The following is a 16,053-nucleotide window of genomic DNA, read 5'->3' as shown; positions in this document are numbered from 1 at the left end:
AAAATGTCTCGTAAGCCCAAGGTAGTGGTACTTACTGGCGCTGGTATTAGTGCTGAGAGCGGCATTCCTACTTTTAGGGATGCCGACGGATTATGGGAGGGGCATGATGTTATGGAGGTGGCCTCTCCTCAAGGATGGAAAAAGAATAGAGAGCTGGTGCTTGATTTTTACAACCAAAGGCGAAAAGCGGCCCTTCATGTTAAACCTAATGAAGGGCATATGGCACTGGTGCGAATGGAAGAGCATTTCGATGTGACCATTATAACTCAAAATATTGATAACCTTCACGAAAAAGCAGGCTCATCTAAAGTTCTTCACCTACACGGTCAGCTTTTTCAATCACGCAGTACGTTAGACGAAAACCTTGTTTATGACATGGATCATTGGGAACTAAAGGTTGGGGATAAGTGTGAAAAAGGCTCACAACTAAGGCCTAATGTGGTTTGGTTTGGAGAAATGGTTCCCATGATGGAGCAGGCTACCAAAGAAACATATGAGGCAGACTATTTTATTGTAGTAGGTACATCACTGTATGTTTATCCTGCAGCGGGCTTACTCGATTTAGTAGATGAGTCTATTCCTAAATTTATTGTTGATCGAAAAATCCCTTCAGTACAAAGAAAACCAAATTTATTTCTATTTGAAGAGTCTGCTTCTTCTGGAGTAGAACGGGTGAGACAACAGCTTGTATCTCAGTATATTTAGTTTATTTGTGGTTATATTTTTTTTCTTAATATTGGAGTTTTTCTTGATTAATAGGAAAAAAACCAGTAATATCATTAAACTAACCAACCTACTCAACCTAAACTAAAATTAATAAGCTGTTAAATTTACTTTCAAGTTTTTATGAGAAAGTTTCCCAAGTTTATAGAAACTACTGATAGAGAAATATTGGATATAGACCAATATCGTAAGGGCAGGTTTAAGATTCTTACAAATAATGGATTGATTATTTACGATATCCATGATGGGCAATTTTACAAACGTGTGACTTCCGAAAAAGAAAACAAAGATGTGGAGGTAGCTTTAGAAATGAAGCCACGGTTTCCTGATTTATACAGAGACTGGTTGGCTAGCTATAGACATAGATATCCGCATGAAGATAACTAATTGGCAAGCTTATTTAGAAAGCGTCTGTACTTTTTAGTGTCATAATTTTTCATTCCCACTTCTTTAGCCACAATTTCACCTTCTGGCGAAATAACTAATGTTGTAGGGATAGAATTTGGTCTATATATCTCAGGTATTCGTCTGCCCAAGGGCGTGTATGCAGGAAAGGTGTATCCGAAATGTTTTAGGTAGCTTTTAACCTTGCTTTCAGAGTCTAAAGCTAGCATTATAAAAGTTACTTTATTACTTTCGGAAAAGTCTTTGTATAGATTTTCTATGCCAGGCATCTCTGCTTTGCAAGGTGGGCACCACGTGGCCCATATGTTCATAAAGATGACTTTGCCTTTTAGTTCAGAAAAATGCAGTGTATCTCCTTGAGTAGATTTTAAGGTTAGGTTATAATCTATTTTTTCTTTGGCTACATACTCTGTGTTAGCATCAAATGCTCCGGTAAGCAAAAGACCTTTTTGTAGAAATACAGCAACCTCTTTATACCATCCGGTGAAATAGAGTACACCGATAATAATTATGATTAAAAGCCATTCGCTGAGCTGTTTTTTCATGTTTTATAAGCCTAAATTTACAACAAAGTTATGGTTGCATAGATCAATCTATAATCATAACACCTTTTAAATTAAAAGAATTTATATTAAAACATCTTGCTGGCAATTGGAATAGCACTATGTGTATAACTTTTGACTGGCAGGTCCGTCAGGTACATCAATATTTCATAAATTTGCAGGCTTCAAAATCGAATAACCTTTAAATATTTAAAATGGATAAGAATATCTCAATCATCGCTCAGGAGCAAGGAGTGAGTGAAAAGCAGGTGGTTTCAGTAGTTGATCTGCTGGATGAAGGGGCTACCATTCCCTTTATTTCCAGGTATAGGAAAGAAATGACTGGTAGCTTAGATGAAGTAGCTATTACTTCCATCAGAGACAGGGTAGAGCAGCTTAGAGATCTGGATAAGAGGAGGGAGGCAATCTTAAAATCAATAGAAAAACAAGAGAAGCTGACCCCTGAGCTAGAGAAAGCCATTAACATGGCTGAAACTATGGCTGAGTTGGAAGATATTTATTTACCATATAAGCCTAAGAGAAAAACCAGAGCTACTAAGGCCAAGGAAAAAGGTTTAGAGCCATTGGCAGAGCGTATTTTTAAGCAGGAAGATTTTGATCTGGAAGCATATGCTGCGGAATATGTGAGCGAAGAAAAAGAAGTGGCTAGCCTGGAAGAAGCATTACAGGGAGCTAGAGATATAATTGCTGAGTGGATCAACGAAGATCAGGAAGTGCGTAAAAGCATGCGTCAGCTGTTTGAAAATGATGCCGTAATTGTTTCAAGAGTTATTAAAGGAAAAGAGCAGGAGGGGCAGAAATATAAGGATTATTTTGAGTGGGATGAGCCTATTTCTAAAACTCCTAGTCATAGGCTGTTGGCCATGAGGAGAGGGGAGAAGGAAATGATTCTGACACTGGATATTGCTCCTGATGATGAGCCTGCTCATCAGATTCTGAAAAGGAACTTTGTAGAAGGTACTAATGAAGCTAGTAAGCAAGTAGAAATGGCTGCTGAAGATTGTTATAAGAGGCTATTGAAACCTTCAATGGAAACGGAAATCCGTATTAACTCTAAAAACAAGGCAGATGAAGAGGCTATAAGAGTATTTTCTGATAACCTTCGTCAGCTATTATTGGCAGCTCCACTGGGGCAAAAGAATGTGCTGGCCTTAGATCCAGGCTTTAGAACGGGTTGTAAAGTAGTAGTTATGAACAAGCAAGGTAAATTGCTTCATAATGATGCTATCTTCCCCAATGAACCTCAAAAAAGAGTAGCCGAATCGGGAGCTTTAGTGAAATATCTTTGTGAGCAGTACGACGTGGAGGCTATAGCCATTGGTAATGGTACAGCTAGTAGAGAGACTGAGAGCTTTGTGAAGAGCCTTGGCTTACCAAAGAGCATTATGGTAATTATGGTAAATGAGAGTGGAGCCTCTGTTTATTCTGCTTCAGAAGTGGCTAGAGATGAATTCCCAGATCATGATGTAACTGTAAGAGGTGCTGTGTCTATCGGTAGAAGATTAATGGATCCATTGGCCGAATTAGTAAAGATAGATCCTAAATCTATAGGTGTGGGGCAGTACCAGCATGATGTTGATCAAAATGCGCTTAAACATGGGCTTGATGATGTAGTGATGAGCTGTGTGAACTCTGTTGGTGTTGAGTTGAATACGGCTAGTAAGGAGCTATTGAGTTATGTGTCAGGTCTGGGGCCACAATTAGCTAAGTCAATAGTAGAGTTTAGAAATCAAAATGGGCCTTTTAAAAATAGAAAGGCTTTGATAGATGTGCCTAGGTTAGGAGCAAGGGCTTTTGAGCAAGCAGCAGGTTTCTTAAGAATTAGAGAGGCAGAAAATCCTCTTGATAGTTCTGCGGTACACCCTGAAAGTTATCATATTGTAGAGAAGATGGCTAATGACTTGGGTTGTGATGTAAAAGATTTGATAAGTGATGTTACACTTAGAAATAAAATAAATCTGAAAAGTTATGTTACCGATCAGGTTGGGCTCCCTACTTTAAATGACATCATGAGCGAGTTAACCAAGCCAGGTAGAGACCCTCGCGAGACTTTTGAGGTGTTTACTTTCCAAGAAGGTGTAAACAGTGTAGGGGATCTTAGAATTGGTATGGAGTTGCCAGGAATAGTAACCAACATTACTAATTTCGGAGCTTTTGTGGATATTGGTGTGCATCAGGATGGTTTAGTGCATGTTAGCCACTTGTCAGACTCATTTGTGAAGAATCCTGCCGAGGTGGTGACGGTACAGCAGCAAGTGAAGGTTACGGTAATAGAGCTGGATCTTAATAGAAAAAGAATTGCTTTATCCATGAAGAGCGATCCTTTTGGTAAGCAACCAGCTAAGCCTAAGAAAAAAAGACAGGAGAATATTCCTGACGGCGATTTTCAGGATAAGCTTAGCCAGTTAAAAGGTCTGTTTAAATAGATATTTAATAATTCAATACATTAGGGATAAGTAAATTGATTGAAATATATAAATCATCTTACTTATCCCTTTTTTATTTTAGGAAGTTTTAAAGGCTTCTTTTCAAGGAAGTTATGGGAGAGGGTCTTTTGTGCGAATTTAAGCTCTGGTGAAGAATAGGAGTTCTTTGAGCAAAGAGTGCTAGATGCATTTATAGAGTCAACTATGTGTCAGCAAACTGACCAATCAAAAGAATAAGTTATTCAGTGAGTAGAGCTCTCACTAATAAGAATTGAAAGAGGGAAAAAGAATGAAGGCACCGAGGGTGCCTTATTGTTTTGCTTTAAGAATTATCCAATAAGTTTTTTCCAATCCTGGAATCTTACGTCTATTCTGTTTTTGATAGATTCATAATTGTCCCATGAATCGTTTACGTGATAAATAGAAGGTAATTTTTTTACAAGTACTTCATCGTAATCATTTTTAAAAAGGCCACCACCATAGTAATAGTAGGTAAACATGTTTCCTGATTTGTTGAATAACTCATAACCTAAGTAACCATCCCATATTTCACTTAAGATAGTACAAGATATCTCTCTTCTCTTGAATCTGAAAATTTGCATTTCAGCTTCTTCTTCAAAGTACTCTGAATACAATTCATTTTCTATAACCCAACCCAGGTACATTCCTATATGTACATAAGCTTGTTCTATGGGCAGAGAGTCTGGGAAGTTACCCAAAAAATGACTCTTAGCATTGTCATAAATGTTCTTTTGAATGTTCGCCTTCTTGTCGTTCGTCATATGAAATACTTATTTAAAGTTTGTTCTTGTTTGAAATATCACTTAAATAGAATCAGCATGAAAAAATAGATACCCAAAAAGAATAGCAGAAATGATTCCTGCAAAGTCGGCAATTAAGCCAGCTGTAACGGCATATCTTGTTTTTTTTATGTTCACTGATCCAAAATAAACTGCTATAATAAAAAAAGTAGTTTCGGTTGCACCTCTTAATACGCTAGCGAGCTTTCCGGTAAACGAGTCAACCCCATAAGTTTCTATAGTTTCTAACATCATACCCCTTGCAGCACTACCACTCAATGGCTTCATAAGTGCTGTGGGTAAGGCTTTTACGAAGTCTGTGTTCATGCCAGTGAGGCCTATTAAATATTCTATTCCTGCCAATAAATAGCTCATAGCTCCACTAGCTCTGAATACACCTATGGCCACCAAAATAGCTACCAGATAAGGAATTATTTTAATTGATATCTGAAAACCTTCTTTTGCACCATCTATAAATGTTTCATAGATGTTAATTTTTTTTCTGATTCCGAGTACAATAAAGCTAATTATAATTGTAAATATAATAAAATTACTAGCTACTGTTGATATAGTACTAACTTGTTCTTGAGGAATATTTGTGAAATAATAAATTAAAGCAGCTATAAAGGTTGTAAAACCTATTAAATAAGCCATAATTACTTTATCCCAAAGGTTGATTTTCTGATATATCGCTACTGTAATTAGCCCTACCAGTGTGCTACAGAAGGTAGCTAGTAAAATAGGAAGGAACACATCTGTAGGATTAGCGGCGCCCAATACTGATCTATCCGCCAAAATCGTAAGAGGGATGATTGATAACCCACTAGTATTTAACACAAGAAACATGATCTGAGCATTAGAGGCTACTTCTTTATTGGGGTTCAGGTCCTGAATTTCCTGCATAGCTTTCAGGCCAATAGGCATGGCAGCGTTGTCTAAGCCAAGCATGTTAGCCGAAAAGTTCATAATGATGGCTCCAGTAGCAGGGTGATCCTTAGGTATATCCGGGAAAAGTCTGCTAAAAAATGGGCCTATTAGCTTAGAGAGTATCTTTACCATCCCACCTCTTTCTCCTATTTTCATTAGACCAAGCCATAAAGACATAACCCCAGTTAAGAAGATAGAGATTTCAAAGCCTGTTTTGGCCATTTCAAAAGTGGAGTTTACAATGGATGGAAATATCTCCGTATCCTGAAAAAATACGAGTCTGAAGAGTGCTATGACAAATGCAATAAGGAAAAAGGCAATCCAGAGGTAGTTAAGAACCATATAATAGTATTTGAGCTAACGAAATTATCAACTTGGTTGAATAATACAACTTAATTTTTAATATCCCTTAAATATGATGGGAGTAAAATTAGATCTTAACATTTAAGATGTGAAATAAGAAAGGAGTAGGGTATGATTTTAATTGAAAAAAGCTTCCATCTTCTGAATAGATATAAGAAAGAGAAAGCTTTAATGTTTAATCTCTTACCAATTCAATAAATTCAAAGTATGGCAAGCGGCAAGGCCGGCGGTTTCCGTTCTTAACGTGCTGGGACCTAGACTTACCATGTTAAATTGATGGTCAAAGGCTGCTTGTAGCTCCTCTTTGGTGAAATCTCCCTCAGGGCCTATAAGTATACAATAATTGCTTTTTGCTGAAGCAGCTTTATGTAAAAATGATTGGTTGCTCTTGTCTACATAGGCAATAAACTTTTCCTCTTGCACAGAATCAGATATGAACTTATCAAAAGAATTGAGCTCGTGAATTTTAGGTAAATAGAATTGCCCGGACTGCTTCATGGCGCTTATGGCCTTTTTTATTAGGCGGTCTATCTTTAACACTCTTCTTTCTGAGTTTTTGCAAAGTATAAAACTTACCTCTTGCACACCTATTTCTACTATCTTTTCTATCAACCATTCCATACGATCCATATTTTTTGTAGGAGATATGGCTAAGTGAATATAATGAGGCGGATGCTGTTTTTTTATGGCTTCAGTAATATTAAACTCGCACTTTTTATGATTAGCATTGGTGATAACTGCAGTGTATTTGCTGCCGTCACCATCAATAATCTCTATTGCATCACCATTAGAATGTCGTAATACTTTTACGCAATGTCTTGACTCTTCTCCATCAAGAAAGTGCTCTCCACTAGTGACGTTAGGTTGATAGAATAGGGGCATTTAAGCGTATTTGGTTTGTAATTCCTGTACGAATTCAATGTAGTTTTTTTCTGCTTCTTGCGAAGACATGCCTTTTAATTCATTCCAGGCATCATGCTTGGCTATAGCTTTGAAGTCAAAACCTCCTGGGCGCTCACCTGTGTTATCTCCTTCTGAGGCTTGCTTAAATAAGGCATAGAGCTTAAGGAGTTCTTCATTAGAAGGGCGCTTAGTGAGCTCTTTTGATTCTTTAACAGCTTTTTCAAATTCCGCATTCATAATAGGTAGATTTTGGTTTAAATGAAAAAAGAGGCTTTGTTACAAGCCCCTTTTATTATGTTATGTTCGTCCTTTGTTGGCTTATCTTTTGTCTACGTCAACGTAAGGTCTGAGATTTTCTCCTACATATATTTGTCTTGGTCTTCCGATAGGCTCTCCATTTTCTCTCATTTCTTTCCACTGAGCTATCCATCCTGGTAAACGACCTATAGCAAACATTACTGTAAACATATTTTCAGGTATTCCTAAAGCTCTGTAAATAATTCCAGAATAGAAGTCTACATTAGGATAAAGTTTTCTTTCGATGAAGTACTCATCGTTAAGAGCAACCTCCTCAAGTCCTTTAGCAATTTCTAATACAGGATCATTAACTCCTAATTTATTAAGAACATCATCGGCTGCTTTTTTGATGATTTTAGCTCTAGGATCAAAGTTTTTGTATACTCTATGGCCAAATCCAAATAGTCTGAAAGGATCATCTTTATCCTTAGCTTTAGCCATCCATTTTTTGGTGTCACCACCATCTTCTTTTATGTTTTCTAACATTTTGATAACCGCTGCATTGGCTCCTCCATGTAGAGGCCCCCATAGGGCGCTTATACCTGCAGAAATAGAAGAATAAAGGCTGGCATGAGAACTGCCGACTATTCTCACCGTACTTGTAGAGCAGTTTTGCTCATGATCTGCATGAAGAATAAGTAATTTGTCTAATGCATTAGCGATTACTGGATCTTCTTCATATCGCTGATGCGGAAGTCTAAACATCATCTGCAAGAAGTTAGAGCAGTAATCAAATTTATTATCAGGGTAATTTACAGGGTGCCCCATCTGGTGCTTGTAAGCCCATGCTGCAAATGTTGGCAGTTTAGCCAAAAGTCTGATAATGTTCAGGTTAACGTCTTCCTCAGGCCTGTTAGGGTTTAAAGATTCAGGGTAGAATGCAGTAAGAGAGGTTACTAATGAAGATAGAACGCCCATTGGGTGCGCTGTAGTAGGGAAACCTTCCAGTATCTTATTGGTATTTTCTGGTACTAGCGTGTGGTGCTTAATGTCGTTTTGGAAATTAGAAAGTTCTTCCTTAGATGGTAACTCTCCATAGATTAGAAGATAAGCTACTTCAATAAAGCTCGATTTTTCTGCCAAATCTTCAATAGAGTAACCTCTATATCTTAAAATTCCTTTTTCACCATCGAGAAAGGTAATAGCACTTGAAGTAGAACCTGTGTTTTTAAAACCTCTGTCTAGGGTTATGATTCCACTTTCGCTTCTTAACTTTCCAATGTCAATTCCCTTTTCACCTTCTGTACCTTCGGTAAGAGGTAACTGAAAGGAATCGTTTCCAATTTTTAATTCAGCCGTATTTGACATATTTATCTTCTGTTTATAGTCTTTTTTGTTGAAAAATAGACCGTGAAATTAATTAAAAAAAGGTTTAAATAAAAACCTCAAAATTCATCTAATTGTTGCTTTAAATCGACTTTAAATCAGCTTATGCCCCTATTTTGTGAGGAAATTCGGGTTTTCACAACATTGTCAATGTTGAAGCAAGTTCTATGTCTCTGATTTTCAGTCTCTCTGATATTTAACTCTTATGAAAATGTTTTGTTTCATAAAAAAGGAGTTTTATCAGTCGTGAAAGCTGTTTTTTAACATAGCTTAACGGAATTTATATTATTAAGGAGATTAAGACTCTATTTATCGTAGAAATCACAGTTAGGAAGGTTGTCTTCTGATGAGGTTTCATGTCCAAGTTGGTTGGCTTTAAGCCAATTATCACAGGCTTTTTCTTTATAGCCGAGAGTCATCAGACATTCTGCTTTTTTTGCGAAATAGCTGCCAACAGTGGAGTTAAGTTTTATAGCTTGATCAAAATCAGACATAGCCTTGTCACAATTCTCTAACTTTTGATAAGTTTTCCCTCTCTTATAATATATGCTATCATCTTCGGCCTTTTTCATTGCGGCTATATTATACATGAATATGGCCTCATTATACTGTTTCAATGAATAGAGTTCATCTCCTTTATATATATAATATAGATAGAATGAGGGTCGCAGACGTATAAGTTCATTGATTGCTCCAAGTGCTTCTTCATACAAGCCTGCCCTGTCCAATTGTAAATATCTGTAGTATTGGAACTTTTCGTGTAGTGGTTGTAGTTCTATACTCATGTCTATAAGAGACTGAGGTTTGAAATGGCCGGTTTCATGAGGAGCCGTTCCGCTGAGTACATAGAAATAAGCAGCAGTATCCTGAGGATGCTTTGAGATATATCGATAAAAAAAGATTTTAGCACTGTCGAGTTTTCCGGTTCCCTGGAAGGCAAAAGCAGTATATATATCGTAGTTGTTTGTAGAGGCAGATTTATTTGTATGTAAAAAATCATGGAGAGCATTTTGGTAATCTCCTAGCTTAAGGTATGCTATGCCTCTCTGGTAAAAAGCTTCGGAATAATTTGAGTCGAGTTGGATGCTTCGTGAAAAAGCTTTGATAGCCATTTCAGAATTATTTGAAAGAGATTGATACCCTTTTGAGAAAAAATGCTCTGAATCTATATCATTTTGGGCATTTAGGCCGTTAGATAACGTGAGAAGAAGTGTGAGGGCAATAATGTGCCATTTACAAGCCTTAAACTTAAGCATTGTAAAGATCATGTTTAGGGTGAGAGCTATATGAGCTATATGAAAGTGTTAAATTAGCATTTAATTAAAATAATTCTAAGCAGTTTAACAAAAAATTCGTATTATGCGAAGTTTCCCGTAAAAAGGGGTTTTGTAGGTGCAAAATTATAAAATTATTTTGGTATTCTACTACTCTAAATTTACATAATTATCAGAAGAAGGGAACAAAATAACAATTTTTTTGTTATTAATAGTTGTATATAAAAAAGGACGTAAATATATTAGGATTAAGGAGAATGAGACAACTTAAGATTACACAGTCTATTACCAACAGGGATAGCAGAACCCTGGAAAAGTACTTTAATGAAATATCTAAGGATGAGTTACTCACGCCTGAAGAGGAGGTTGACTTAGCGCAGAGGATTAGAGAGGGTGATGAGGCTGCTTTAGAAAAGCTGGTGAAGGCCAACTTAAGGTTTGTGGTTTCAGTTGCAAAGCAATATCATTACTCTAATAAGATACCTTTGAATGATCTTATTAACGAAGGTAATTTAGGTTTGGTAAAGGCTGCTAAGAGATTTGATGAGAAGAGGGGATTTAAGTTTATTTCATATGCTGTATGGTGGATCAGACAATCAATTATCCAAGCATTGGCAGAGCATTCAAGAATAGTACGAATACCTTCTAATAAAATTGGTGCTCTTTCTAAAATAGATCAGGCTTCTTCATTATTGGAGCAGCAATTTGAGCGTGAACCAACCGATGAAGAATTAGCAGAATTGCTTGATATGTCAATAGATGAGGTAAGAACAACAGTTCGTTCTCAGACTAAACAAGTATCTATTGATAAGCCATTTTCAGAAGATGAAGGTAGTTCCTTATTGGATGTAATGGAAGATGAAGATAGTAACGAAGTTGATAATATTGTTTATAGTGATTCTTTAAGAAGAGAGGTTACTAGATTACTATCTACCCTTACTGAAAGAGAGAGAATAGTAATCAGTCAATATTTTGGACTTAGTGAAAACACAAGTCTTTCTCTTGAAGACATCGGAGAAAATTTAGGTCTTACTCGTGAAAGGGTTAGACAGATAAAAGAAAAAGCACTTAGAAAATTATCTAAGAATCCTAAGAACGAGTTATTGAAGCCTTACTTGGCTAATTAATACGTCGTTTTTGAAAATACTAAGAAGCTGACTCGGACTCCGGGTCAGCTTTTTTGCTTTTTAGTATTAGAGGCATATACTTATGCTTGTTTTCAATAATTATCCAGGCTTCTATAATTACCAAAGCTATGCTAACGGGTAGTCCGGAAGTGTCGGTAATGGTGTTAAATAATACTATACCGATAAGTATCGGTAATATAACTAAGGCTCCTAATGCTCTGAGTTTTGGGATGATGAAAAGTGTTCCTCCTATTATTTCTGTAATACCAATTAATGGCATTAGCCAACTGATTTGTGACATGGCTTTCATAGCATTTATTGCGGCTTCCGGCAATTCTTCAGGCATAGGCATGTAGTTAAAGAATTTATTGAGCCCTGCATTGATAAACAATAAGCCATATAGGAGAGCTACGACAAAGAGTATTTTTCTTTTCATTATCGGAAGAAGCTTTAGCCTTGTTTAAGATACTGAAAGTAGATTTACTTAGCCATAATTAGTGCTTAAATTATTTTAGGTGGTATGAAAATACCCTGAAAGTATCAGTTTCAGGGTATATATAATTATTTAGAGAACTACACCTATGCTAAAGGCGTTGAGTTTGGGTCCTTTGTTATCTGCGAATAGTTCGTTCAGGTCATAATTAAAGAATAGGTCTATTCCTCGAAATCCTGCTTGTACACGTAAACCGTAACGGAAGTTGTTCAGGTAAAAAGAATCATGATCTTTGTCTTTGTCCTTGTCTCCACCTTCTTTGGTGACTACCTTGGTGTAGCTGCCAATCTTATAACCGGCGTACATACCTGCGCCTATTCGAAATCCTTGACTTTTGTCCCAAAGTTTCCAATGGCAGTTTTTAGAGTTTTTGCTATCTCCAAAAGCAAGCATAGGAACCACACTTGCATTAACATAGGCAGCCGTAAGCTTACTTTTTTTGCTATTTACGTCGCCCTCTTCAACAAAGAAAACGCCATCATCTCCTTTAAGCATTCTGATATCTTCATTTTCAAATTTGAAGTTGTACCAGCTGATGTCTCCGCCCCAAATTAGGTGTAGGGGCCCATTGATATGCGTATTGTTAATGCTTTTTAAGGCTACATACCAGCTGCCAAAAGGTTTTACTGTATAAGGGGCGTCACTATCAGAAGGAGGATTCCCGTTTTCCAAATAATTATTGATGCCTAAATCAATTCCAAAATCATGTGTAGTGCCTTTTCTTTCTTTGTCATCATCGTTATTATCTTGAGCATATGCTGATCCTGATATGATAACAAATAGTAATATGATGCTGATTTTTGAGATTTGAGTTTTCATGGTGTTGTTATTTTATGCTTGATATAGTTTTCCTGTTTCGCTTAGTAAGCGATTATTTTTAATGAGTTTATATATGATGAATGTTTAAAAAATAATGCCGAAACTAATAGCTTTGAGTTCCGGACCCCTGTTTTCAGAGAATAGGTTATTTAAATCATAATTAATGAATAAATCCGTTTCTCTATAGCCAAGTTGAAATCTTAAACCATAGCGAAAGTTATTAAGGTGATAATCTTCATGGTTTCTTTTCTTCTTTTTATCACCATCTTCTTCAAATACAATTTTGCTATAGCTATCAATTCTGTAGCCAACGTAACCTCCAGCTCCTATTCTAAAGCTAGATTTACTGTTGTTATCATGAATATTGAGCCATTTGTTTTTTGGTTCAACATAATTCTCACCGAAAATTAAGGTGGGAACCACGGTAAAGTTGATGTAAGCTACTGTTAGTTTACTTTTTTTAAAATGGGCATCTGGGTATTCGCTGTCCTCTATGAAAGCTACCTTTTCGTCTTGATCATAAATTCGCATGGCATCATTCTGAAACTTGAAATTATACCAGCTTACACCAGGGCCCCATTCTAAGTACAATGGTCCTGAAATGTATGTCTGATTTACCGAATTAATAGCCACGTACCAAGACCCCCAAGGGCGCACAGTATACGGTTCATCAGTGGCATCTGGGAAGTTCCCTTTGCTGAGGTAGTTATTAGTGCCTAATTCGAGATTAAAATAATGGTGAGATTTCTTTATATTTTCTTTATTTTCCCATTTTTCTTCCTTTTTCCATTCGGTGTCATCATCGCTTTCAATGGTGTCAGTCTTTGTTTTTATAATTACGATAGTAGTATCAGTAATGAAAGTTTTTTCCCCATTGTTTTCATTTACCAATGTTTGTTGTTGCGAAGAGTCAGTTTCTAGTTTCAAACTGAGCTCATTCAATATGGCATTTAAATCATAGTTTTTAATGGTATTAAGATCTTGCTTGTCATTGATCAGAAAGATGATTTTGCTTTTGCCTACATTAATTATGACAGAATCTGTCTTTTCTTGTGCCAGGCCCGAGAATGCCAAAAGCATTCCCAGGCTTAGCATGACCGCTTTGAGTGTTGTTGTTATTTTATTTTGAGTAGTCATTTTTTTTAGAATTGATCAACAAAAGTTCATTTTTAGCCTTTCTTAGCTCGCCTAGTCCGTCACTTTCTTTTAGGTCTTTGGCAAACTGAAGCACCTTTTTAAAAGCAGACTTATCTTCATCACTGTTATTTTCTTCTGATCCCGTGGCTATACTTTCTTCTTTCTTCTTCTGAAAATCTTCTATGTTGAAAGTATAGGTCTGTCCTTTTTCTTCCATTTGTTTAGTAGATGCTATTTCTGATTCGGTGGTTGCATCAGGAATAGAAATTTTTTCTTCTTTGATAGTAATAGGTTTATTGACTTCAGAAAGAGCAATAGTTTCTTTTAATGCAGGCTGAGGTTTAACTGGAACTTCTTTCTGTGTTTTTTCGGTGCTTGGTTTAACCTCTTTTTTTGATTCTGTGTTTTTTGAGTTAACGGCTTCAGTATGATTTTGCTTGCTGATGTTATCTTCTTCTATGGTATTAATGGAGGCCTCACTGGCAGTGTCTTTAGGTTTAGTAGTTGGCTCAGGGGCTTGCATGGCGCTATCTTTAGGCTGGTGATTGTTATTGGCTAATCTACCGGAAGTAGGAAATAAGCGCTCATCTTTCAATACCATGATAGATACTGAGATTAAAAGTAAGATGGAGGCAGCTATTCTTATATAAAACCAGACTCCTCTGCTCTTTTTTTGCTGCATTTTAGAGTTTAGCTTAATCCAAGCGTCAGAAGAGGGTTCTTTTTTAATATCCTCTAGTTTGTTTTTGAATAATTTATCTAGCTGTTGATCACTCATAGCTTAATTAAATTGATTTTTCATGTTCTGCTCAGTGGCTAATAATTGCTTTTGCAATAAAGCCCGGGCTCGGCTCAATTGTGATTTAGAAGTGTTTTCGCTTATGCCCAGTTGCTCTGCTATCTCTCGATGCGAAAACCCTTCTACAGCGTACAGGTTAAATACCGTTCGGTAACCTGTTGGCAGTTGTTGAATCATAGTGAGCAAATCTTCTGCTTCTAATTGATTATCTAGCGAAGAATAATCAGGCTCCAGATCTGCTTTTTCTATATCTACCTCCAGGTACATGCTCTTATTTTGCCTGAGGTAGGTTAGCGAATCATTCACCATAATGCGTCTGATCCAACCTTCGAAACTGCCCTCTCCTTTAAACTGATCGATCTTTTCAAATACTTTAACAAAGCCATTGATCATTACATCTTCGGCTTGACCGGGCTCTTTAATGTAACGAACACAGATACCCAGCATAGTAGAGGCATATTTTTCATACACTTCTTTCTGTGCCTGGTTATCCTGCTTTTTACATTGCCGGATTAAAGTATCTTCTTCTGACCGATGTATTTTCAGTTTCATTTTGCGTTCTCAGCAGGAAGATGCGAATATTTCGCTAAAGGTTGCATGGAACGAAAATGAAAATCAGTTTTTTATCGAAGAGTTATTTAACTGCTTCTTTTTGAAAGGAATTTTGATTGTTTTGTTTGCGATCATTAAGCCTATGAGAATAATTAATGCACCAATTATGCTCTCTGATGAGATGCTTTCTTTAAGAAAAATAACGCCAAGAGCTATTCCATAAATAGGAATAAGGTAGGTGACATAAGAGAGGTAAGATGCACTTGCACTTTCTATTATTTTGAAAAAGATTACATAGGCCACGGCGGTTCCAAGCAAGGCAAGAGCGAGTATTGAAGAAATAGAGGAACCCGAAAGCTCCCTGAAATGGGGTAAGCCAACGGTTGAAATACACAAGGGTAGCATGTAAGCTGAAGCTACTAATAGCTGAGCAGCGGGGGCATGTAATGGAGGTACGTTTCTCAGCTTCATTCTGGAATAAACCATACCTATACCATAGCTAACGGCTGCCAATACTACAGCTATTATCCCCAAGAAAGAACTGCTCATGTGGCTAGAAAAATGAGGTGAAATAAGGGTTAAAAGCCCGACAAAGCCTAAGAGTGTTCCTATTACTTTATGTTTGGTCATTTTATCATCTGCTATTAAGAAATTCGCCATGATAATGGTAAATAATGGGGTGAGACCGTTGAGGATAGAAGCTAAGGCGCTGTCGATATGTGTTTCTGCCCATGATATGAGCATAAAAGGTAAAGACAAAGAGAATATGCCTGAAATGGTAATATCTCGCCAAAACTTTAGGCTCTTTTTAAAAGGTGTACCCGCTATTTGCAGAAATAAGTTCAATGCTATGGCAGCAATAAAAATTCTGAAAGTAGCTACATGTACTGGGCTCATTTCCTTAACGGCTATTTTAATGAAAAGGAAAGAAGGGCCCCAAAGTGAGGCCAATACAAACAATAAGATTAAGTTTTTTGATGATGCTTTCATTTGTTGAATAGGGCTAGTGCAATATTGTAACTTTTTATGTTTTTCAGATAATCATATAGATCAAATGAATTAGGAGATTTCTTCTTTTTGTTATTTGAAATCACTTTTACTTTAGGAGTTGGTGCTGAG

Annotated in this window: 17 protein-coding genes; 4 read left to right on the top strand and 13 right to left on the bottom strand. The window is 36.7% G+C overall.

What is annotated here, in order from left to right; all coding sequences use genetic code 11:
• Window positions 1-3 precede the first annotated feature (3 nt).
• On the top strand, window positions 4-705 hold the full coding sequence (locus JL102_RS04075; protein ID WP_202242883.1) for an SIR2 family NAD-dependent protein deacylase: 702 nt from the start codon (window positions 4-6) through the stop codon (window positions 703-705).
• Window positions 706-846: 141 nt separating this feature from the next.
• Window positions 847-1,110 carry a hypothetical protein gene (locus JL102_RS04070; RefSeq protein ID WP_202242881.1) on the top strand — a complete coding sequence of 88 codons (264 nt, stop codon included), beginning with the start codon at window positions 847-849 and terminating at the stop codon, window positions 1,108-1,110.
• Here JL102_RS04070 and JL102_RS04065 read toward each other — a convergent pair.
• Window positions 1,107-1,673, bottom strand: coding sequence for a TlpA family protein disulfide reductase (locus JL102_RS04065; protein WP_202242879.1), 567 nt, complete (start codon window positions 1,671-1,673; stop codon window positions 1,107-1,109). The genes JL102_RS04070 and JL102_RS04065 overlap by 4 nt on opposite strands.
• 212 nt (window positions 1,674-1,885) lie before the next feature.
• On the opposite strand from JL102_RS04065, the gene JL102_RS04060 reads away from it, so the two are divergent.
• A complete protein-coding gene (locus JL102_RS04060) occupies window positions 1,886-4,117 on the top strand; it encodes a Tex family protein (protein WP_202242877.1) in 2,232 nt (743 codons plus the stop codon).
• A gap of 329 nt (window positions 4,118-4,446) precedes the next feature.
• Here the strand turns inward: JL102_RS04060 and JL102_RS04055 are convergent, their stop codons facing one another.
• From JL102_RS04055 to JL102_RS04030, 6 genes are all read right to left on the bottom strand, one after another.
• Entirely contained in the window at window positions 4,447-4,899 is a 453-nt protein-coding gene (locus JL102_RS04055; RefSeq protein WP_202242875.1) for a DUF7832 domain-containing protein, read from the bottom strand.
• 42 nt (window positions 4,900-4,941) lie between these two features.
• A complete protein-coding gene (locus JL102_RS04050) occupies window positions 4,942-6,186 on the bottom strand; it encodes a nucleoside recognition domain-containing protein (RefSeq protein ID WP_202242873.1) in 1,245 nt (414 codons plus the stop codon).
• Between the two features lie 204 nt (window positions 6,187-6,390).
• Window positions 6,391-7,089 carry a 16S rRNA (uracil(1498)-N(3))-methyltransferase gene (locus JL102_RS04045; protein WP_202242871.1) on the bottom strand — a complete coding sequence of 233 codons (699 nt, stop codon included), beginning with the start codon at window positions 7,087-7,089 and terminating at the stop codon, window positions 6,391-6,393.
• Window positions 7,090-7,347 carry an acyl-CoA-binding protein gene (locus tag JL102_RS04040; RefSeq protein ID WP_202242869.1) on the bottom strand — a complete coding sequence of 86 codons (258 nt, stop codon included), beginning with the start codon at window positions 7,345-7,347 and terminating at the stop codon, window positions 7,090-7,092.
• A gap of 81 nt (window positions 7,348-7,428) precedes the next feature.
• Window positions 7,429-8,715, bottom strand: a complete 1,287-nt coding sequence (locus JL102_RS04035; RefSeq protein ID WP_202242867.1) for a citrate synthase — start codon at window positions 8,713-8,715, stop codon at window positions 7,429-7,431.
• Window positions 8,716-9,038: 323 nt separating this feature from the next.
• The gene (locus JL102_RS04030; RefSeq protein WP_202242856.1) at window positions 9,039-9,989 is read right to left on the bottom strand and encodes a tetratricopeptide repeat protein; all 951 of its coding nucleotides are present in this window, start codon (window positions 9,987-9,989) and stop codon (window positions 9,039-9,041) included.
• Between the two features lie 275 nt (window positions 9,990-10,264).
• Between JL102_RS04030 and JL102_RS04025 the strand changes: the two genes are divergently transcribed.
• Entirely contained in the window at window positions 10,265-11,134 is an 870-nt protein-coding gene (locus JL102_RS04025) for a sigma-70 family RNA polymerase sigma factor (protein WP_202242854.1), read from the top strand.
• A gap of 19 nt (window positions 11,135-11,153) precedes the next feature.
• Here the strand turns inward: JL102_RS04025 and JL102_RS04020 are convergent, their stop codons facing one another.
• The 6 genes from JL102_RS04020 to JL102_RS03995 form a co-directional block, all read right to left on the bottom strand.
• Window positions 11,154-11,570, bottom strand: coding sequence for a DoxX family membrane protein (locus tag JL102_RS04020; protein ID WP_202242852.1), 417 nt, complete (start codon window positions 11,568-11,570; stop codon window positions 11,154-11,156).
• Window positions 11,571-11,699: 129 nt separating this feature from the next.
• Entirely contained in the window at window positions 11,700-12,446 is a 747-nt protein-coding gene (locus JL102_RS04015) for a hypothetical protein (RefSeq protein ID WP_202242850.1), read from the bottom strand.
• 84 nt (window positions 12,447-12,530) lie between these two features.
• Window positions 12,531-13,583: a hypothetical protein gene (locus JL102_RS04010; protein WP_202242849.1), complete on the bottom strand. Its 1,053-nt coding sequence runs from the start codon at window positions 13,581-13,583 to the stop codon at window positions 12,531-12,533.
• On the bottom strand, window positions 13,567-14,361 hold the full coding sequence (locus JL102_RS04005; protein ID WP_202242847.1) for a hypothetical protein: 795 nt from the start codon (window positions 14,359-14,361) through the stop codon (window positions 13,567-13,569). Before JL102_RS04005 ends, JL102_RS04010 begins: the two co-directional genes overlap by 17 nt.
• Window positions 14,362-14,364: 3 nt before the next feature.
• Entirely contained in the window at window positions 14,365-14,934 is a 570-nt protein-coding gene (locus JL102_RS04000) for an RNA polymerase sigma factor (protein WP_202242845.1), read from the bottom strand.
• A gap of 63 nt (window positions 14,935-14,997) precedes the next feature.
• Window positions 14,998-15,924: a DMT family transporter gene (locus tag JL102_RS03995; RefSeq protein WP_202242843.1), complete on the bottom strand. Its 927-nt coding sequence runs from the start codon at window positions 15,922-15,924 to the stop codon at window positions 14,998-15,000.
• Window positions 15,925-16,053 lie beyond the last annotated feature (129 nt).

Source organism: Fulvivirga sediminis, from assembly GCF_016757215.1.
In the GTDB taxonomy this organism is placed as follows: domain Bacteria; phylum Bacteroidota; class Bacteroidia; order Cytophagales; family Cyclobacteriaceae; genus Fulvivirga; species Fulvivirga sediminis.
Note: the sequence above shows the minus strand (reverse complement) of the source record. Positions and strands in the feature narration are given on the sequence as shown.